Source organism: uncultured Thiohalocapsa sp., from assembly GCF_913063425.1.
Lineage (GTDB): Bacteria > Pseudomonadota > Gammaproteobacteria > Chromatiales > Chromatiaceae > Thiohalocapsa.
The window spans coordinates 55,442-74,036 of sequence record NZ_CAJXYK010000018.1 but is presented as its reverse complement, the minus strand read 5'-3'; the positions used below and the strand labels follow the sequence as shown (position 1 = coordinate 74,036).

The following is an 18,595-nucleotide window of genomic DNA, read 5'->3' as shown; positions in this document are numbered from 1 at the left end:
CGGCTGACTGCGTAGTCAGGCCATCCTGGCCTGACACAATCAGGGCTGGAAGCCCTGACTACGCAGGTGCGCTCACGTTCGGATGGAATCCTGATCGAGGCCGACGTTCTGACGTGGCTCGAGGCCCAAGGCGCCGGGTACCAAACCCGGACGGACGCGGTGTTGCGGGCATTTCGCGATGCGCATGTGCGCAGCACCAGAAACCAACAACAGCGACATCTGCGCCGCCGGGCAGCCCGGCTGTTGGCAAGGCAATCGCCGCTTAAAGCCTTCGCTCAATGTCCAGCGTCAGCTGTAAATGGCAAACGGCTTGAGGGAGACCACCCAGATCTCCTGGGCGGCGTCTTCTTCGCCGATGCGCTGCTTCTGCCAGTTGAGGGGGGTGCCCATGACGTAGGCGGTCATGGCCGATTCCATGGCGTATTGGTCACGCCAGCTTTCTGCAATGCGCTCGGCGCGCAGGTTGACCTCGATGTGCAGGGCCTCGGGGAAGGCGGGGGTGGCGGGGCAGAACAGGGACAGGCGCACCATGCCGGGTGATGGGCGCTCAACGGTGAAGGTGGCGTGGATGACGGCGCGGCCGCCGCCGCGCAGCCGCTCCATCTGCTTGCCGGTCTCTTCGCGGGCGATGCGCTGGCGGGTGCGGCGGACGACGGGCTCCGCGGCCGGGGCCTTGGGGTGCTTGGCACGCAGCCAGCGCACCAATCCGCCCATTCCGGCTCGTTGACCACCTTGACGGCGACGCAGGTGTCGCCGTCCTTGACGTAGACCTCGCAGGGGAGCTGCTCCGGCTCCGGGATGCCGTTCTGCCGGGCGCCTGCTCGCGCTCAGCCGCTGCGGCCCTGGCCTGCCGGGTCCGACCCGAGCAGGTCCATCTCCGGGTGCTCCTGGCGGATGCGCTGCTCGACATCCCCGCGCCGGTCCTCGTCCACAGCCGCGGCGACCATCAGCTCGCCGCGGCGCATGGCCTGCCGTTGGGCGTTCATCGGCGATGCCTTGCGACGCTCGTGCAGCAGCGACCAGCCGCCGGCGATAACGGCGCCGATACCGGCCAGCAGCAGCACCTCGACCGTGCCCGGCGTCTTGAAGAGCACGGGCCACAGGAAGGGCAGCGCCACGGCGCCCACCACGGCGCCGGGCAGGAAGGCCATGAAGGCGTTGCGCCAGTGGGTCCCTTCCACCGGCAGGCCGCCCGGGAGCTGCTTGCCGTAGGCGTGCAGCTGCCCGGGCTCGAAGCCCTGGCCGAGGAGCTCGTCGATAAGCCGGCGGCCCGCGGTGGGCTCGCCGGCGCGGATGTACAGGGTTGTGGACATGTTGGTCTCCCGTGTGGGCTGTGGCTTGGGGTTGCGTGCGGACCCTTGGCGGATCCGCTCTGCCTGGCGATGAAGCAAAGGTCGCGCCGGACATGCGTCAGGCGCGGCGCGCGGCCGGCAGGGGCTCACTGCGCGGCGCCGGCCGTGGCGGGCGGGATGCGCAGGTCGGGCGCTGCGGCGGGCGGGGCCTGCCCGGTGTGCGCTGCCGCGGGGCCGTCGCGCTCGGCCTCACAGGGTTTCGCGGACCGCCTCGGCGACGCCGGTGAAGGGGAGCTTCCAGAGCGCCGCGGGCCGGGGCAGGTCCGCCGCGGCGCCGTTCGCGTCCGCCGGTGGCGTGCGCGCGTCCAGCAGTGGGCGCCAGCGCTCGGCCTCGTCCGGTGCGAGGATCAGCATGAGCATGGTCTCGCCCTGGGTCAGGCGCGTCTGCATGTCGTCGATGCAGGACTCGGGGATGCCCATGCGGTGAATGGCGACGGCGAGCTGCTGCCCGGCACCGGCGCCGGCCATCACCGCAGCGCCGGCGCCGGCACCCACGGCGGCGCCGGTGAGGGAGCCCACCAGGGGCCCCGCGGCCACCATCGGGCCCACGCCCGGCAGCACGAACATCCCCGCGGCGCCGCTCAGGAGCCCGAAGATGCCGCCCCAGAAGGCACCCAGCCCGCCCCAGCCGCGCATGCGCTCCCCGGTGCCGGCGTAGTAGATGCCGAGTGGGTCGTCGCCGCTGGCATCGGCGCGCCCGAGCACCGAGATGCGGTCCATGGGTGCCTCGTTGCGCATGAGCAGGTCCAGGCGGCGGTGGGCGGCCTCGGCGTCGGCGTAGAAGGCCACCAGTGCGACGCGGGTGGTGTCGGCGTCGGCTGCGGCGTCGGCGCAGGCCTGATCGTCTGCGGCGCTGGGCGCGGTGGTGGTGTCGTCGTTCATGGTGCTGCTGGGCCTCCGTGGACGCAGTTGCTCATTCGTTACTCCTCCCAAGCAAGGCTGACGCCAGGGCAGCTGGGGCGGACAGGCGCAGACCGACCCGGTGATGCGCTGCACGGGCGCGGCGCGTCAAGGGCGCCGTTGGAACGGCCGATCTAGGGCCGCGCAGAGCCATGGATCTGCGCCGCCGGCGGGTGGATTTGCCGCAGCCGCGGGGCAAAGCACCCGGCGTGGCCAAGCTTCCGGTGGCTGCGCTGAGGGCGGCTGCAGGTCAGACGCCCTTGCCGCCACCGCGTTGGCTCGGGCTGTGCACGCCACCCTGGAACTCATCCGGACTCAGCAGGCCGGAGCCATCGGCGTCCAGCGTGTCGAAGCGCCCGTCCAACCGGGGCAGGACCTGGGCTTCCTGTTGCGAGAGGCTGCCGTCGCCGTTGGTGTCCAGCGCGGCGTAACAGGCCATGGTGGCGGTGGCGCCCTGGGCCGCGGCGGCGTCGAAGCGGCAATCCTCTGGCACTGCGTTGGGCCCTGCGGCCAGCAGTGCGGCGGGCAGCAGTGCGGCGGCGGGCAGGCTCAACTTGGCTAAGGATGTCTTGCGCATGGGATGTCCCTGTGGCTGGTCGTGGGTGACTGGTGGTGGGTGGCGCCGCGAGGACCGGCGGGGTGCCCTCGGCTGTGCCCGTGGCTGCGGCTCGCCGGGAGTCTGCAAAGCGCGTGCAAGGCGTGTTTCTGCCGGGACTGCGGCGTGCCTCGGCGATCCTGCCGCGCGTTCAATGGCGCAGGCCGTTGCCGCACCCGCGCGGGCTGCGGCGGCTGCTCAGGCGCGGCTGGTCCGGCATTTGCTGGAAATGCCCATAACGATGACCACGAGCCACCAGCATGACCACGCAGCACGACCGCAGCCGCAAGGCCCACGACCAAGCGCCCGCCCAAGAGCACCCCGAGCAGGGTGCCGGGCCGGATGCGCCGCCGGACACTGAAGCAGCCGCTGACACGGCAGACGCGCCGCAAGCAGCCCCCGGCGCGCCCACTGCGCCGGCGGAGCAGCACCGGGAGGCGCTACCCGAGACCCTCGAGTGCGCCGAATGCCGGGTGCAGATCCCCGCGGACGAGGCCCTCGCCGCCGAGGGGCAGGACTACATCGTCTATTTCTGCTCGCCGGAATGCCACGCCGCCTGGGAGCAGGCGCATCGCACGGACGCGGCCGACCGCGGCAGCGCCGGTCCGTAAGCCTCGGCGCAGGCCAGATCCAGGCCCGGCCGATCACCACGCGGATGATGCAACCGGGCGGTGGCAGGCACGTGCCCTGCGCCAACACCGCCCGTCGGGCGCCGGGGCTGGCCTTGAGCCTCTCCCGCCTCAATTGCTGTGTCGGCGCGCGACTGTCGCGGCGCCGACCACGGCCGCCCGCGTGTCAACGCGTCGAGCTCGGCGTCAGGGTGCAGATGGCGGCAGGGTCGTCCAGCAGCAGCACCAGGCTCTCGGACACGAAGAGCTTGAGGTGCACGCCGTCGTTGGCTGAGAAGCCCACCCGCAGGTCCTGCCCGACGGTGAGCGTCCCCGCGCGGGTGTCCACGAGCACACCGCCGTCCACCGGGGCCTTGTACAGCCCCGCTTCGCAGAGGCGGCGCAGGTGGTCCACCTGCAGCATGTCGCTGCCCTCCAGACGCCGGAACAGCGCGTTGTAGCGCGCCGGGGCCAGCGCCAGGGCGTAGGGGCCGCCGAAGCCGTTGGCGTCCAGGCGGTTCACGGCTTCGAGCACATCGCCCAGCGCACGGGACAGGTCGCTCCAGTCGCCGCAGGGGGCCTCGGCGCGGCCTTCCACGGTGGTGAGTCCATCCAGGCCGAGCTGCGGCACGCCGTGGTAGATCATCCGCTCTTCGCGCCGGGCGACGGCCTCGGCGGCGTCTTCCACGGGCCGCAGGTCCAGCGGCAGGGAGAGCTGGCGGTGACCTTCCACACGCCGCACGCTGAGCGCGCAGGGCTGCTGCAGCATCGGCACCGGCAGCGCGCGACTGCCGACGGTGGCTGCCAGCTCCGCGTCGGCGGATGCCGCGTCGGGGTCGGCGATGCGCGCCTCCGGCCCGCTCTCCAGGCTGGTGAGGCCGAGTCCGTAGGGGCCGTCCACCTCCAGGAACCGGCGCGCAGTGAGCCGCTCGGCGGCGGCCTCCAGGGCAGCAGCGTCGATGCGTTCCCAAATACCGTCATCCAAACCGGCGGCATCACGATTCAAGTCCGACATCACGATGACCTCCTAACCGGCTTTCAGGCTGCCCAGCGTCAGGCCCGGCGGCGCCGGTGCTCTGGGCTTCGGTGCCGTCGGGGTTTCGCCGCCGGCATCGGTGGCCGCCTCCTCCGCCTCGGTGATGGGCACCTCGGTGAAGAGGTAGGTGCGCAGGTGCTCATCGAAGCTGTTGTCGTTGCGACGCAGCCATTCCAGCACCATGGCCGCGTGCTCGATCTCCTCGCGCATGTTGTGCAGCAGGACGTCCCGCAGAGCGGTGTCGTCGCAGGCGTCGGCGCGCTGGCGGTACCAGTCCACCGCTTCCAGCTCCTCCTGCAGGGACGTGAGCGCCCGGTGCAGGTCGAGCGTCTCACCGCTCAGGTCGGTGCGGGCCTCGTGCAGGGTCTTGGATGCGCCTGGCATGGACTTGCCTCCTCCGGGGTCGGGTGTACGACAGATTGCTTCCAGCCCTGGAGCAAAGGCGATGCCAGCGTGGGCGCATCAGGCGCATCGGTCGCTTGCGGCCTCGCACATGGGGCGCCTGCGGCCCCATCTGAGCTGCGGACGCCGAGGAGTGTGCGCCCATGCACTCGGACCAGGCCGCTCGCCCCGGGGCATATACCCCGGCGCGCGGGGCATTGGCACCGGGCTGTGCGCAAGCTCGGCGAGCAGCGGCGCACTGCGGCGCCGGCCGTCTCCCTGACCAGCAGCGCCGGGACGGGGCCGGAGGCAGTCGCCCCGGAGACAGATGCCCCGGAGACAGTCGCCCCGGTGTCGGGCGGCTTGGTCCGGGGCTTGCTGACGCTTGTTTGGAATTCACACGCGCTGCGGGTGCGCCGCTGGGGCTCGATCCCCTGCTGATCTGCGCTGGTCCCGCTCGCGCTGCACGCTACCCAACAGGAGGTCGCCACATGTCCACCAGCCCACTCGCCCGACTCCACAACCACGGCCAGTGCTTCTGGCTGGACAGCCTGTCGCGCCGGATGCTCGACGACGGCAGCCTGGCTCGCCGTATTCGCGAGCAGGGGCTCTCGGGGGTGACGTCCAACCCGGCCATCTTCGCCAAGGCCATGCTCGGCGACACCACCGCGGACCGCGCCGCCTATGACGAGCGCATCCGCGTCGCCCGCCAGACCACCAGCCCGGGCGATGCGGAGATCGATGCCGCCGCCATTTACGAGCGCCTGGCGGTGGATGACGTGCGTGACGCCTGCGACCTGTTCCTGCCGCGCTGGGAAGAGAGCATGACGGACGGCGTGGGCGTGGACGGCTGCGTGAGCCTGGAGGTCTCGCCGCACCTCGCGCACGATACCGCGGGCACCATCGCCGAGGCGCGCCGCCTGTGGGATGCTGTGGGCCGGCCGAACCTGCTCATCAAGGTGCCGGGCACGCCCCAGGGCATCCCGGCCATCGAGGCCCTGCTCGCCGACGGCATCAATGTGAACATCACCCTGTTGTTCGGCCTGGAGGCGTACGAGGCGACGGTACAGGCCCACCTGCGCGCGCTGGAGCGGCGCCTGCGCGACGGTCGGGACGTGCGCGGCGTGGGCTCGGTGGCGAGCTTCTTCCTGAGCCGCATCGACACGGCCGTGGACGCACGCCTGCGCCGCCGCGCCCATCCGGAGGTGGCCGAGGACATCCGCACCGAGGCCCAGGCGCTGCTGGGCCAGACCGCCGTCGCCGCGGCCCGCCTCGCCTACCGGCGCTTCCGCGAGGTGCTCGCCAGCGAGCGCTGGGCGCACCTCGCCGAGCACGGCGCCCAGCCGCAGCGCCTGCTCTGGGCCAGTACAGGCACCAAGGACCCGAGCCTGCCGGACGTGCACTATGTCGAGCCGCTCATCGGTCCCTACACCGTCTCCACCATGCCGGCGGCCACCGCCGATGCCTTCGACGATCACGGCCGCGTCGCCGCCACCCTGTCCGACACCGCGCCCGAGGCCCAGGCGATCCTGGAGCAGGCGGAGCGGGTGCTGGGTATCACCTTCGATTCCGTCGCCGACGAGCTGGTGGGCGAGGGCGTGCAGAAGTTCAACGCGCCCTACGAGCGCCTGCTGGCGGGCCTCGCCGAGCGCGCCCGCCAGCTCAAGGCCGTGGATGACGCCGCACCCCTCGCCGACATCGCCGCGCGGCTGCGCGCCCGGGTGCTGCGTATGACCACCGCCGCCGGCTCCGGTCACGCCACCTCCAGCCTGTCCTGCGCGGACCTGGTGGCGGCGCTTTTCTTCCACGAGATGCGCTGGGACCCACAGCGGCCCTGGGCCGGTCCGGAGCCGGCGCGGGACCAGGACCGGTTCCTGCTCTCCAAGGGGCATGCGGCGCCCATCCTGTGGGCGGTGCTGCACGAGGCCGGCGCCATCAGCGAAGACCCGCTGCACCTGCGTCGGCTCGACAGCGACCTGGAGGGCCATCCGACACCCGCCAACCCCTGGGTGCCGGTGGCGACGGGCTCCCTGGGCCAGGGCCTCGCCGCGGTGAACGGCATGGCGCTCGCGGATCGCCTGGACGGCATCGACGCCCGGCTGTTCTGCCTGCTCGGCGACGGTGAATGCTCCGAGGGCAGTGTCTGGGAGGCCGCCCAGTTCGCCGCCGACCATGCCCTGGAGCGGGTGGTGGCCATCGTGGACATGAACGGCCTGGAGCAGAGCGGCCCCGCGCCCTACGGGCATGACAGCGCCGTGCTGGCGGCGCGGTTCAGCGCCTTCGGCTGGCGCACCATGGAGATCGACGGCCATGATCCGGCGGACATCCTGGCGGCGCTCGCCGCCACCCGCGAGCCCGGGCCGACGGCCATCGTCGCACGCACCGTCAAGGGCAAAGGCGTCTCCTTCCTGGAGGGCGCGGAGGGCTGGCACGGCAAGGCGCTCGGCACGGATCAGCTCGCCGATGCGCTGAAGGAGATCGACCCGCCCGAGGGCCAGGCGGCGGTGGAGCCCCGCCGCGTGCCCGCCCGGGTGCCGCAGGCCGGGGAGACCATGCGCATCGGTGGTCAGTCCGAGGTGGGTGCAGAGGGGCCGCAGGCAGCGTTGCAGCTCGATCTACCCTGGTCCATCGGCGATGAGGTCGCCACCCGCAGCGCCTTCGGCGAGGCCCTGGCGCAGCTCGGCGTGGGGCACCCCGACCTGGTGGTGCTGGATGGCGATGTGAAGAACTCCACCAAGACCGAGGCCTTCGCCGAGCGCTTTCCGGCGCGCTTCGTGGAGGGGCAGATCGCCGAGCAGAACCTGTTCGGTGCGGCCCTCGGGCTCGCCGCCGGCGGCAAGTGGCCCTGTGTCGCCACCTTCGCCGCCTTCATCACCCGCGCCTACGACATGATCCGCATGGCCGTGCACTCCCACGGCCCGCGCATGCTCATCTGCGGCAGCCACGCCGGGGTGTCCATCGGCGAGGACGGCGCCTCGCAGATGGGGCTCGAGGACCTCGCCATGTTCCGCGCCCTGGATGCGGCCACTGTGGTCTATCCCTGCGATGCCGTGAGCGCCGCGCGCCTGACGGCAGCGGCGGCCGACCACGACGGCATCCTGTACATGCGCACCACCCGCGGCAAGACGCCTGTCATCTACCCGCCGGACGAGCCGTTCGCCATCGGCAGCAGCAAGACACTGCTGGCCTCGGACGAGGACGAGCTCACGCTGGTGGCCGCAGGCATCACGGTGCACACGGCGCTGGCGGCCGCCAGGCGGCTGCGTGAGCAGGGGCTCGCCACCCGCGTCATCGACGCCTACAGCGTGAAGCCCCTGGACGTGCCGGCGCTCAAGGCCGCCATCGAAGCCACGGGCACGCTGCTGGTGGTGGAGGACCACAACCGCGACGGCGGGCTCGGCGACGCCGTGGCCGCGCAGGTGGGCCGCCTCGGGCGGGTGTTCCGGCTCGGTGTGACCGGCGAGCCGCACTCCGGTACCCCGGACGAGCTCCTGGAGCGCCACCGCCTCTCCGGTGAGCAGATCGAGCGTGAGGCCCGGGCCATCGCGGCCTGAGACTGCGGGCCACCGCGGCGGTGGGCCGCGACTCCCGCGGCTCAGCTGCCTGCCTTTGGGCCAGCGGCTGCGGTCGCGACGGCGCTGCCCGCCCGGGCGCGGGCTGCGCCGATGGCCTGGGCGGCGTTGACGAGCCCGATATGGCTGAAGGCTTGCGGGAAATTGCCGAGCAGCTCGCCGCTGTCGGGGTCCAGCTGCTCGGACAAGAGGCCGAGATCGTTGGCGCAGCCGGCGGCGCGCTCGAACAGGCGCTCGGCGTGGTCGATTTGCCCGGACATGGCCCGTGCCTGGGCGAGCCAGAAGGTGCAGATCAGAAACGGGCCCTCGCCGCCGGGCAGGCCGTCGTCCATGCGGTAGCGGTAGACGAAGCCGGCGGCGTCCGTGAGCCGGTCCTCCACTGCATCGAGCGTCGCCAGCACGCGGCGGTCGTCCGCGGGCAGAAAGCCCACCACGGGCAGCAGCAGCGTGGCGGCGTCAAGCTCCGCATTGCCGAAGGCCTGGGTGAAGGCGCCCGCGTGCTCGCTCCAGCCGCGGGTCAGGATGGCCTGACGGATGGCGGCGCGTGTGTCCCGCCAGCGCGCCAGCCGCTGCTCGTCTGCGCCCTGCGGGAAGAGCACCGGTGCCAGGTCGAGGGCCCGGTCCAGCGCCGCCCAGCACATGAGCTTGGAGTGCAGGTAGTGCCGGGGCTCGGCGCGCATCTCCCAAATGCCCTGGTCCGGCTCCTGCCAGCGCGTGGCGGCGGCGTCGGCGATCTCGGCGAGGAAGCGCCGCGCGCTGGCGGAGAGCCGCGTGAGCTGGTCGCGCAGGCGGTGCGCTGCGAGCAGTACATTGCCGTAGCCGTCGAGCTGGCGCTGGGACCAGGCGGCGTTGCCGACCCGCACCGGCCGGCTCGCCCGCCAGCCGGCGAGCCAGGGCAGCTCGCGCTCGGCGAGGTCGTGCTCGCCTTCGATACCGAAGACGCACTGCAGCTCGCCGTGCTCGCGCACCTGAATCAGCGCGGTGGCGGCGAGAAAATCGAAGAAGCGATGGGCCTCCTCGGGGCAGGCCGCCACCCAGAGCGCATCCAGGGTGAGGCTCGCATCGCGCACCCAGCTATAGCGGTAGTCCCAGTTGCGGCTGCCGCCGATGCAGGTGGCAAGCGAGGTGGTGGGGGCGGCGACCATGGCGCCCGTGGGCTGATAGCCAAGGCCCTGCAGCACCCGGCCGCTGTGGCGCACCAGCTCGCGCCAGGGGCCCTCGTACTGCTGGTGTACGTCGGACCAGGCCTGCCAGGCGGTGAGGGTGCGCCGCAGGGCCTCGCCGATGGCCTCGGGCGCCAGGGGCGGCGGGCTGCCGGCGGTGAGCGGGCCGTGCTGCAGCGCGACGCGCAGCCGCTCGCCCGCCCGCAGCCGCACCCGGGCTGTTGCGGCGCAATCCGTCAGCGACCACTCCAGCGTGCCCGAGAGGCGCAGAATGCCGGCACCACCCCGGGTGACGAGTCCGCCCGGGGCCGGCTCCAGCAGTGGGCGGATCAGGCCGTATTCCGGCCGCGGCCGATAGTCCAGGTCCACCACCACCTCGCCGTTGGTACAGCGCAGCTCGCGCAGGAGCATGTGCGGTGCACCACGGCCCAGCGCTTCGGACTGCGGTGGCTGGTCTTCGGCAGCGTCGTTGCCGGTGGCCAGCGCGTCCCGCAGCACGGCGTCACCGCCGCTGCAGTGAAAATGCGTCTCCAGCACCAGGGATTGCGGGAGGTATTTGCGCTGGCTGGCGGCGATGTCCAGCGGGGTGACGGCGAAGTGGCCGCCGTCCGGGTCCAGCACCCGCGCCAGCTGGGCCGGTGCATCGAAGCGCGGCAGGCAGAGCCAGTCCACGCTGCCGTGCCTGTGCACCAGCGCGGCGCCGTGGCGGTCGGAGAGCAGTGCATAGTCGGCGATGGCGTGCTCGCTCATGTGCGGCTCCCCGGGGCTGTTGCGGTGGGTTTCTCGGCGGCAGCGATCTGCCCGCTGCGGCGGCATGGGTTGGGCGTGGGTGTCTGCATTGGTGAATGCCTACAGTAGGGGTGTGAGCAGGCGGGACGCGTGAATCTTGGCCCAGTCCACCCGGCCGTCCGGTTTCAGGTCCGCATGGGTGAGCTCGCGCGCGTGTTTGAGGTCATCGGCGAATTGGGCATCGAGGCATTGCGCGATGCTCTCGTCGCGGATGACCAGCGCCACCTCGTCGTTGAGCTTCATGGAGCGGTTGTCGAGATTAAAGGTGCCGACGGTGGCCCAGCAGCCGTCGGCGACGAAGGTCTTGGCATGCATCATCGCCGGCTGGTAGGCGTAGATATGCACCCCGGCGTCGATGAGCCGGCCATACAGGGCGCGGCCCGCGTGCCAGACCAGCGGCTGGTCGGTGTTGGCGCCGGGGATCAGGATGTGTACCTCCACACCGCGGTCTGCGGCGTTCATGAGCAGCCAGCGCATGTCCCGTGTAGGCGCGAAATAGGCGCTCGCGATGTGGATGCGCTCCCGGGCCGAGGTGATGGCCAGAAAGAAGAAGCGCTCGGCATTGGTGGTGCCGAGCGACGGCGAGCAGGTCATGATGCCCGCCGCCTGGGGCGTCTTCGGCGGCGGTGATTCCGAGTAGGGGGTGATGGCATCACCCACCAGCAGATCGCCGGTGGCTTCGGCCCAGTTGGTGGAGAAAGCCACCTGGAGCTGCATCGCGGCGACGCCCTCCACGCGCACATTGGTGTCGCGCCACTGCCCGGGGCTGTGACCGTCACCCTGCCATTCGTCGGCGATGCCGAAGCCGCCGGTGAAGCCGATGCGCCCGTCCACCACCACGGCACGCATGTGCATGCGCTGTTGGTACTTGTAGAGCTCCTTGAAGCGCAGGGGCCGATAGGTGGCCACATTGGCGCCGGCGGCGGTGAGCCGCTCGCGGTAATCGCGGGAGATGCGACTGCCGCCAACGGCGTCCAGCAGCAGCAGGACTTTGACACCCGCCTGGGCGCGCTCGCTCAGCACGCGCAGCAGCGCGTCCGCCACGGCGCCGGGGTGGAACTCGTAGACATGCACGCAGATGACGTGCTCGGCGCTCGCGAGTGCTCCCCAGAGCCGCGGGAAGGTCGCCTCGCCGTTGAACAGCACCTCGATGCGGTTGCCGCCGACGATCTGCGTGGTGGTCAGCAGCCCGAGGTAGATGTTGAAGCGCTCCCCACGGGCGTCCAGAGTGTGCTCCTCGATGCCAAGGGGGCGCACCCGCCGAATGGCGGTGGTGCGGGTCAGATAGGCGCCGAGCATGCCGAGCAAGGCCGCGAGCAGGGCGTAGCCAAGAAAATCGAGCATCAGATCTCCCCTGCGCTGTACGGGTTTGTGCTGAGGTCCGGATTCGGTGTAACTTCCACCCTCCGGCTGCCGGTTGCCGCGCGCATCGACCGGGCAATCCGCAGCCCGGCAATCTGCTGCCCAGCGATCTGCTGCCCAGCGATCTGCTGCCCAGCGATCCGCAGCCAGCGATCCGCAGCCAGCGATCCGCAGCCAGCGATCCGCAGCCAGCGATCCGCAGCCAGCGATCCGCAGCACACGCCACTTCCCCGACCACCGCTGACGCACGACCGCCCCGCCAGCATCATGCGACGCGCCGCCCTGTGCCTTGTTCCGGCCCTTTTTGCGGGCTTCTCCTCGTCGCCGCTGCGGCGTCCATTCCGATGCCGGCCCCGGTTGCGGCTGCGGCCCAGGCGGCTGTCGGCTCCCCTGGTGGCATGTCTGCTGTGCTGGCAAGTCGCCGCCGCGGCCGACACTGGTCTCGAAGACTTCGGGTTTCGTATCGCCATGCAGGAGAAGTCCGCCGCGACCTTCTACGTCAGCGGTGACATCCACGGCTACGGGCCGGTGGAGCTGATGGTGGACACCGGGTCCGGCTACATGACCATCAACGAGCACACCCTTGCGGCGCTGCGCCAGCGCGACGCTGCCCGGTATGTGAAACAACTGCGCGGGGTGCTTGCCGATGGGTCCGAGATCGAGGTTCCGGTCTACGCCATCGCCCGCCTGCGCATCGGCGCCCGCTGCTGGCTCACGGACGTGGAAGCGGCGGTGTTTCCGGGTGATTCCCGCCAGATTCTGGGCTTGAGTGCGCTCCGCCGTGCCGCGCCTTTCATCTTCTCGGTGGACCCGCCTGCGCTGATTTTGAGCCGCTGCGCGGACACGGACGAGGTGGCGGGGGACGGCCCCGCCGGCGACCTGCTGCACAGCGGGGACCAGCCGGGGTGATGGAGCCGATGCTCCCGGGGCCCACCGGCGGCGACTCGGCATCGCGAGCAAGCTCAGCGCCCCGCCCCGCTTCCCGTGGTATCACTGGATGTGGTGGCCCGCTCGCGCTGTCGCTCGGGGTCCTGCTGCTCCCCCGGTAGCCGGTCCGCCACCTCCGCGCCCCGCTCGCCCCGTGGTCGGGGCGCACCCACGGTGCTGTCGCGGGCGGTCTGGCGCTCGGTCTCGGCGTTGACCACCGCGCCGATGATCACCGCCGCCGCGGACAGGTAGAGCCAGAGCAACAGCACGATGACAGCGCCGAGAGAGCCGTAGGTGGCGTTATAGGCGCCGAAGTTGGCCACGTACACCGAGAACAGGGCGGAGGCGCCGAGCCACAGGATCCCCGCCAACAGGGACCCGACGGGCAGCCAGCGCCAGCGGGCGGCGCGCCGCGAGGGTCCGTAGCGATACAGCACCGCCAGCGCCGTCAGGCCCACCAGGGCCAGCAGGGGCCAGCGCAGCCAGGCCGCCAGCACCTCCGGCACGGTGCCGAGGCTCACCAGGTTGATGATGATGGGCACGGCGACGGTGGCGACGATGGCCGCTGCCACCACCAGCACCAGAAACAGCGTGAGCCCGAAGGCCATCAGATTCAGGCCGAAGAAGCTTCGGTCCTCCGGCTCGTCGTAGGCGATGTTGAGCGCGATGATCAGCGCCCGGGTGCCGCGGGTCGCACCCCAAAGCGACAGGAGCACCGCACCTGCAAGGCCGAAGCCGAGGGCCTCCGAGCCCGTATCCGACGCAGCCTCGATCCGCGTGGCGATGAGCTGGTGCACCGGAGCCGGCAGCACGCCCTGCAGCGCATCGAACTGCGCCTGGATCTGCGTAGGATCGAAGATCAGGTCATAGGTCGTCACCAGGGCGGCGATGGCCGGGAACAGCCCGAGCAGGCTGTAGAAGCCGACTCCGGCCGCCACCAGGCCCAGGTTCTCCTGCATGAAGCGGCGCAGCACACGCCGCAGGATCTGCCACCAGCCCCGGCCCGGCATGACCATGGGCGAGATGGCATCCCGGCCGGGCGCGAAGCCGCCGGCGGTGTCGCCAGTGTGGGCGGGAGTGCCTGCTTGCATGGGATCTCCTCCTCGCGGACGTTGTGGGCTTACGGCGCCATGACGCCGAGGGCCTGGCGGACGGCGAGCCGCCGTGCCGCCTTCAGCAGCGATTGGAGCGCCCGGTTGTGGGTGACGGGCCGGCGTGCTGCCGGCGCCGCGTCGCGGCGGCTCTGGGGAGCGAGCATGCCGAGGGTGAGGCCGGCGTCGAAGGTCAGGATGAGCGTCTCCTGGCTGGTCAGGCGATCATGGATCAGTGCCGCGGTGTGGCGGCGCTGGCGGACCGCATCGCGGCGACAGGCGGCGAGCCTCAGGACAGCGCGGCGCACGTCGCGGCGATGCGCGGCCAGGGAGGGGCGGAGTGCGCGCAGCAGCATGTTCGGACTCTCCTCCGGCGGGATGCTGGGATGGACGGCCGGGGCTCGCGTGGCGCGGCCTCAGGGGGCATCAGCACCCACTGACCTGCGTGGCGCCAAGGCCATGCGCAGCGCCGGGAAGGTCAGATGGCGGGTGAGCATGCCCGTCAATGCGATGCAGATGCCGGCGGCGAGCAGGTTGGCGGCGGCGAGAAGGCCCAAGGCCAGCGGCCAGCCCAGGGCGTTCGCCAGCAGCACGCCGGCGGCGAGCATCGCGAGCAGCCAGGCGCTGCCGACGGCAATCGCCGCCAGCGCCCCGAGCAAGGCGATGCGCAGCGCCGCGGCCAGCGCGAGGCGGGCCTCAGCGCTGGCGAGATCGGCGACGGCGGCGGTGGTGGCGCGCCAGCTGGCGGCGAGGTCCGTGATGGCGTCGCCGAGCCGGGCTGCGCGCACGGACTCATCGTCGCCGGTGGGCGGCGCTGCCTGTGCGGCATCATCGGCAGCATGATTGGCAGTCACCGACATGGCGTCAGCGCCGCAGCATCGAGGAAAGGATGATCCCTGCCCCGAAGGCGAGTCCCACCGCAGCCCAGGGGTGGTCGTCTACGTAGTCTTCCACCACGTTCGCGGCCTCATTGCCCTTGGCACGCACTTGCCGGCCGGTGCTGCGCACCCGCTCCTGCATGCCGGCGGCGCTTTCTCGCATGTTCTGCTCGGCACCGCCGGCCTGCTCGGCAACGCGGTCGAGTGCCTCGTGGAGGGCCTTGACCACACGCTCGGTCTCGGTGGTCTCGGTGTGATTGCTCTTGTCTGCCATGGCTGTGTCTCCTGCATCTTTGGCCGTTCTGCTGGCGCGGCGATGGCCGACGGCGGCATGGACCGGGGCTCGCCGACGCGCGTGACTCCATCCCTTGTGAAGCAAGAAGCGGTCCTGCCGGTACTGCCGCGGCTGCGGCGCGCTGCCGGCGCCTCAGCCGCGGCGCCCCCGGGCCGGGCACTGGTCGAAATGCGCCGCTCGGGGGGATTTGCCCCGCTGCACGCCGTCACTGCACCTGGAACGGCTTGCCACGGGCCACGTTCTCCGCCGCGAAGCGCCAGTTCACGAGCTTCCAGAAGGCGTCGACATAGGCCTGCTTGCGGTTGCGGTAGTCCACGTAATAGGCGTGCTCCCACATGTCGCAGGTGAGGATGGGCAGCAGGCCGTCGCGCAACGGGTTGCCGGCGTTGCTGCGGCTCTCGATGACGAGCTTGCCGCTCGGGTCCAACGCGAGCCACACCCAGCCGGACCCGAACAAGGTGGTCAGGGCCTTGGAGAACTGCTCGCGCAGCGCATCGGTGGTGCCGAAATCCCGGCCGATCCGGGTGGCCAGCTCGCCCTCCGGGTTGCCGCCGCCGTCGGGGCTCAGGCAGTGCCAGTAGAACGCGTGATTCCAGGCCTGGGCACCGTTGTTGAAGATGCCGCCGTCGGCTTCGACGATGATGTTGGTGAGGGGCTTGTCGGCGAAGTCGGTGCCCTCGATGAGGTTGTTCAGCTTGTCCACATAGGTGGCGTGGTGCTTGCCGTGATGGAGCCCGAGGGTCTCCGCGGAGATGTGCGGCGCGAGCGCGTCTTCCGCGTACGGGAGATCGGGTAGGCGGTGCTGGGACATGGGTCCTCCTGTCGATGGCGTGTGGTGGCGGTTGGTGGTGTGGTGCACCGGCACGGGCGGCATAGGACGTACCGGCGCGGCACCAGGGTGGTCTGGGGAGGCCGGGTCAGCGGGTCAGCGCTCATACACCAGCTGGTCCGGATCTATGCCGAGGCTCAGCAGCCCATCGTTGATGCTTTGGACGAACGGGTCCGGCCCGCAGACGTAGCAATGGCCCTCGCGGTCGGCGATGTTGGCGTCGAGGAAGGCGGTGTCGATGCGTCGGCCCTGCCGCCCGGCGTCGTCCTCGCGGGTGAAGGTGAGCACCAAGTCGTCGCCGAGATAGTGGGAAAGCTCCTTGGCGCAGATCACGTCCCGCTCGCCCTTGTTGGACAGCAACAACCGGTGGCCCGCCAGGGCCTCGTCCTTCGCCAGTCGCCGCAGCATGGCGAGGAAGGGGGTCAGGCCGGTGCCGGCGGCGATGAAGGTGCCCGGACCCTGATAGGTGATGGTGCCGAAGGGGTCGCTCAGCAGCAGCGCCGCGCCGGGCTCCAGCGCGTGCAGGGCCTCGGTGACGCCGTCCTCCTCCGGGTAGCGCTTGACGGTCAGCTCCAGGATGCGGTCCTCCAGCAGGGAGGTGGGCGTGAAGGGTCTCCCCTGGTCGCGCCATGCGTCCTGGTCGATGGCGAGCTCCAGGCCCTGTCCCGGCTGCCAGCTGAGACCGTCCGGACGCGTCAGCAGCAGGCGCTGCACGTCGTGGGTAACGAACTGGCGCATGAGCAGTGTGGCTTGGTGGGCCATGGGAACCTCCGGGGCGCTGCGGTGACGCGGGGCGGTGTATCCCCGCCCGGCGTTGCCGTCTGTTGTTGCTGCGTACCCCGCTGCGAGCAATGCGGGTGCCAGGTGCCGGTGGCTTGCGCAGACCGCGTCGCAGTCGGTGGTCCGGCGCAGGACAGGGTGAAGGGGGCGACGGTCGCGGCGGTGGAGTGCGCCGGCGCACCTGCTTCCCAAACAGCCTGCTTGCTGCAACGGCAAGGGGTCCTATGCCCCGAGCGCGGTGGAGATGCCCCGCAGCCGTCGGGTGGTCCGCTGCTGTGCTGTGCTGTGCTGTGCTGTGCTTGGCTTGGCTTGGCTTGGCTTGGCTTGGCTTGGCTGGGCGATGGGCCTTGCCTTCGGGTGGCAGCGCGCCGCGGTCAGATGGCGGTGTCGGTGGGCCGGTGGCGAGCTACTGGCGGGCCAGTGACGGGCCGCTGGTGTGACGGTTGCATGACGCAGTGCAAAGCCCTGTAGAGCCGACGGGGAGCAACGTCAATTGGAGTCACGCCATGATCCAGCGAGATGAAAAACGCCCGAACGCCCTGGACAGCAAGGGGTTCCTCACCGACCCGGCGCTCTGGGACGCACACCTCGCCCAGCGTACGGCCCGCAGCCTGGGCATCGGCGAGCTGGCCGTTGCGCACTGGCGGATTATCGAGCGCCTGCGCACGAACTGGCTGGAGGCGGGGGATCTGCCGTTGCAGCGACACCTGTGTCGGGAGCTCGACCTGACCGCGGGCTGCATCGACAAGCTCTTCGGCGGTCTCATCGAGGCCTGGAAGGTCGCGGGGCTGCCGGACCCCGGCGAGGAGGCGCGCGTTTACATGGAGAACATGGAAACCGACGACACGACGACGGAGTGAGCAATGACGGAACCCGACTATGCCCGCCGCCTGCGGCCCATTCCCGGCTGGCGGACACTGCCATGGTGGCGCAAGGCCCGCCTCTGCTGCGCCCAGCCCACCTTCGCTTACAGCCTGCTGTTCGGCCTGGTCGGGGCCGGCTTCCTGCTGGCGGCGCCGGTGCTCGATCCGGATCTCGCCGTGGTGGGAGGGATTCTCCTCGCCGTGGCCGTGCTCATGTTCGCCACCTTCTGGCTTCTCGCCTATCGTGCCTTTGGTCGCCATCGGCGGTCAGGCGGCGATGCAGGAGACGGGTCTCGATGATGTCTGCGGGTGGCTGTGGCCGGGAGATCGGCCGGCGCTGATGTGGACCTCTGGTGTGGACCTATGGGGCAGTCGCGCCGGCCGGCGGGAAGCGCTCCCGCGACAGCGCAGCGGGCTCAAGCGTCGCGCCGCGCTTCCCTGCGCGGCTGTTGGGGCTTGGCGGTGTCCGTACCCCGGGTGCGGGGCATTTTCAGCGGGATTGCGGTTCTGACGGCGGCAGGGTCGGTCCCTTGGCCTCGAAAGCGGAGAACTCGGCCCGATCGATGACGTTGTTGCGGTTCTGATCCGCTTGCCAGAACTCATCCAACAGCCCCTTGCGGCCGCCGGCCTCGCCCTTGGACAGGACGCCATCGCGGTTGATGTCCAGCTCATCGAAATCCGGTGCCCCGATCTCGGGTCCCAACGGCGGTGCCGTCGGGCCCGGCTCCGTCTGCGGCATCGCTGGGAGCACCTCGGGGGTCGCGCCCTCATAGACCTGGAATTCGTCGAACTCCTCGCGATCGATGCGGCCGTCGCCGTTCGTGTCGAAGCGATCCCACTGACCGGCCAGCGGCGAGCGGCCCTGCACCTCGCCTGGGGTCAGCGTGCCGCTGTTGTCGATATCCATATCCGGAAAGTCGGCGGGCTCGTAGTAGACGGCATCGCCTCGCTCGGCGTTCGCGGCCAGGGGCATTGCCAGCGCGGTCGCCACGGCGGCGGCCAGGGCTGCGCGGCGCATGGGGGTTTGCTTGGTGCGCGTTTGCATCGTCGGTTCCTCCGGTTGGAGGACCGGATCATCAGCCCCGCCTTCAAGGAACGGGCCTGAGTCCGGTCCGGTGGTCGGCTCGGTGGCTGGCCCGCCTGCGCACGGCGCCGGCCTGCCGGGGCTTTGCAT

20 protein-coding genes and 1 pseudogene are annotated in these 18,595 nt (G+C 71.0%); 6 read left to right on the top strand and 15 right to left on the bottom strand.

Annotated elements, in window-relative coordinates; all coding sequences use genetic code 11:
• Positions 1-66: 66 nt before the first annotated feature.
• Positions 67-162 (top strand): annotated as a pseudogene (locus tag QZ607_RS25845) (hypothetical protein); the annotation flags it as partial.
• 126 nt (positions 163-288) lie between these two features.
• On the opposite strand, the gene QZ607_RS11920 reads toward QZ607_RS25845, so the two are convergent.
• The 4 genes from QZ607_RS11920 to QZ607_RS11905 all read right to left on the bottom strand — a co-directional run bounded on the left by QZ607_RS11920 (position 289) and on the right by QZ607_RS11905 (position 2,829).
• Positions 289-714: a hypothetical protein gene (locus tag QZ607_RS11920; RefSeq protein WP_295882859.1), complete on the bottom strand. Its 426-nt coding sequence runs from the start codon at positions 712-714 to the stop codon at positions 289-291.
• 113 nt (positions 715-827) lie between these two features.
• Entirely contained in the window at positions 828-1,313 is a 486-nt protein-coding gene (locus tag QZ607_RS11915) for a hypothetical protein (protein ID WP_295882858.1), read from the bottom strand.
• 228 nt (positions 1,314-1,541) lie between these two features.
• Entirely contained in the window at positions 1,542-2,234 is a 693-nt protein-coding gene (locus QZ607_RS11910; protein ID WP_295882857.1) for a hypothetical protein, read from the bottom strand.
• 268 nt (positions 2,235-2,502) lie between these two features.
• Positions 2,503-2,829: a hypothetical protein gene (locus QZ607_RS11905; RefSeq protein ID WP_295882856.1), complete on the bottom strand. Its 327-nt coding sequence runs from the start codon at positions 2,827-2,829 to the stop codon at positions 2,503-2,505.
• Positions 2,830-3,107: 278 nt separating this feature from the next.
• On the opposite strand from QZ607_RS11905, the gene QZ607_RS11900 reads away from it, so the two are divergent.
• Entirely contained in the window at positions 3,108-3,458 is a 351-nt protein-coding gene (locus tag QZ607_RS11900) for a DUF3330 domain-containing protein (RefSeq protein WP_295882855.1), read from the top strand.
• Between the two features lie 184 nt (positions 3,459-3,642).
• Here QZ607_RS11900 and QZ607_RS11895 read toward each other — a convergent pair whose 3' ends face one another.
• Both QZ607_RS11895 and QZ607_RS11890 read right to left on the bottom strand, forming a co-directional pair.
• Complete coding sequence (locus QZ607_RS11895; RefSeq protein WP_295882854.1) at positions 3,643-4,470, bottom strand: family 1 encapsulin nanocompartment shell protein; 828 nt, start codon at positions 4,468-4,470, stop codon at positions 3,643-3,645.
• A 12-nt stretch (positions 4,471-4,482) separates the two neighbouring features.
• Positions 4,483-4,875 (bottom strand): ferritin-like domain-containing protein, encoded by a 393-nt coding sequence (locus QZ607_RS11890; protein ID WP_295882853.1) that lies wholly within the window; start codon positions 4,873-4,875, stop codon positions 4,483-4,485.
• Positions 4,876-5,363: 488 nt separating this feature from the next.
• Between QZ607_RS11890 and QZ607_RS11885 the strand changes: the two genes are divergently transcribed.
• Entirely contained in the window at positions 5,364-8,426 is a 3,063-nt protein-coding gene (locus tag QZ607_RS11885; RefSeq protein WP_295882852.1) for a transketolase, read from the top strand.
• 41 nt (positions 8,427-8,467) lie between these two features.
• On the opposite strand, the gene QZ607_RS11880 is transcribed toward QZ607_RS11885, so the two are convergent.
• Positions 8,468-10,357, bottom strand: coding sequence for a glycoside hydrolase family 15 protein (locus QZ607_RS11880; protein WP_295882851.1), 1,890 nt, complete (start codon positions 10,355-10,357; stop codon positions 8,468-8,470).
• Positions 10,358-10,456: 99 nt separating this feature from the next.
• Positions 10,457-11,740, bottom strand: a complete 1,284-nt coding sequence (locus QZ607_RS11875; protein ID WP_295882850.1) for a phosphatidylserine/phosphatidylglycerophosphate/cardiolipin synthase family protein — start codon at positions 11,738-11,740, stop codon at positions 10,457-10,459.
• 411 nt (positions 11,741-12,151) lie between these two features.
• Between QZ607_RS11875 and QZ607_RS11870 the strand changes: the two genes are divergently transcribed.
• Positions 12,152-12,667: a retropepsin-like aspartic protease gene (locus QZ607_RS11870; RefSeq protein ID WP_295882849.1), complete on the top strand. Its 516-nt coding sequence runs from the start codon at positions 12,152-12,154 to the stop codon at positions 12,665-12,667.
• A gap of 53 nt (positions 12,668-12,720) precedes the next feature.
• Here the strand turns inward: QZ607_RS11870 and QZ607_RS11865 are convergent, their stop codons facing one another.
• The 6 genes from QZ607_RS11865 to QZ607_RS11840 form a co-directional block, all read right to left on the bottom strand.
• The gene (locus tag QZ607_RS11865) at positions 12,721-13,776 is read right to left on the bottom strand and encodes a YihY/virulence factor BrkB family protein (protein WP_295882848.1); all 1,056 of its coding nucleotides are present in this window, start codon (positions 13,774-13,776) and stop codon (positions 12,721-12,723) included.
• Positions 13,777-13,805: 29 nt separating this feature from the next.
• The gene (locus QZ607_RS11860) at positions 13,806-14,132 is read right to left on the bottom strand and encodes a hypothetical protein (protein WP_295882847.1); all 327 of its coding nucleotides are present in this window, start codon (positions 14,130-14,132) and stop codon (positions 13,806-13,808) included.
• 60 nt (positions 14,133-14,192) lie between these two features.
• Entirely contained in the window at positions 14,193-14,636 is a 444-nt protein-coding gene (locus QZ607_RS11855) for a hypothetical protein (RefSeq protein ID WP_295882846.1), read from the bottom strand.
• A gap of 4 nt (positions 14,637-14,640) precedes the next feature.
• On the bottom strand, positions 14,641-14,928 hold the full coding sequence (locus QZ607_RS11850) for a hypothetical protein (RefSeq protein ID WP_295882845.1): 288 nt from the start codon (positions 14,926-14,928) through the stop codon (positions 14,641-14,643).
• Between the two features lie 226 nt (positions 14,929-15,154).
• Positions 15,155-15,760, bottom strand: a complete 606-nt coding sequence (locus tag QZ607_RS11845) for a superoxide dismutase (protein WP_295882844.1) — start codon at positions 15,758-15,760, stop codon at positions 15,155-15,157.
• A gap of 114 nt (positions 15,761-15,874) precedes the next feature.
• Positions 15,875-16,540: an FAD-binding oxidoreductase gene (locus QZ607_RS11840; protein ID WP_295882843.1), complete on the bottom strand. Its 666-nt coding sequence runs from the start codon at positions 16,538-16,540 to the stop codon at positions 15,875-15,877.
• A 524-nt stretch (positions 16,541-17,064) separates the two neighbouring features.
• Between QZ607_RS11840 and QZ607_RS11835 the strand changes: the two genes are divergently transcribed.
• Both QZ607_RS11835 and QZ607_RS11830 read left to right on the top strand, forming a co-directional pair.
• Positions 17,065-17,418, top strand: a complete 354-nt coding sequence (locus QZ607_RS11835; RefSeq protein ID WP_295882842.1) for a TusE/DsrC/DsvC family sulfur relay protein — start codon at positions 17,065-17,067, stop codon at positions 17,416-17,418.
• A 3-nt stretch (positions 17,419-17,421) separates the two neighbouring features.
• Positions 17,422-17,721, top strand: a complete 300-nt coding sequence (locus QZ607_RS11830; protein WP_295882841.1) for a hypothetical protein — start codon at positions 17,422-17,424, stop codon at positions 17,719-17,721.
• 190 nt (positions 17,722-17,911) lie between these two features.
• Here QZ607_RS11830 and QZ607_RS11825 read toward each other — a convergent pair whose 3' ends face one another.
• Complete coding sequence (locus QZ607_RS11825) at positions 17,912-18,466, bottom strand: hypothetical protein (RefSeq protein WP_295882840.1); 555 nt, start codon at positions 18,464-18,466, stop codon at positions 17,912-17,914.
• Between the last annotated feature and the right edge of the window lie 129 nt (positions 18,467-18,595).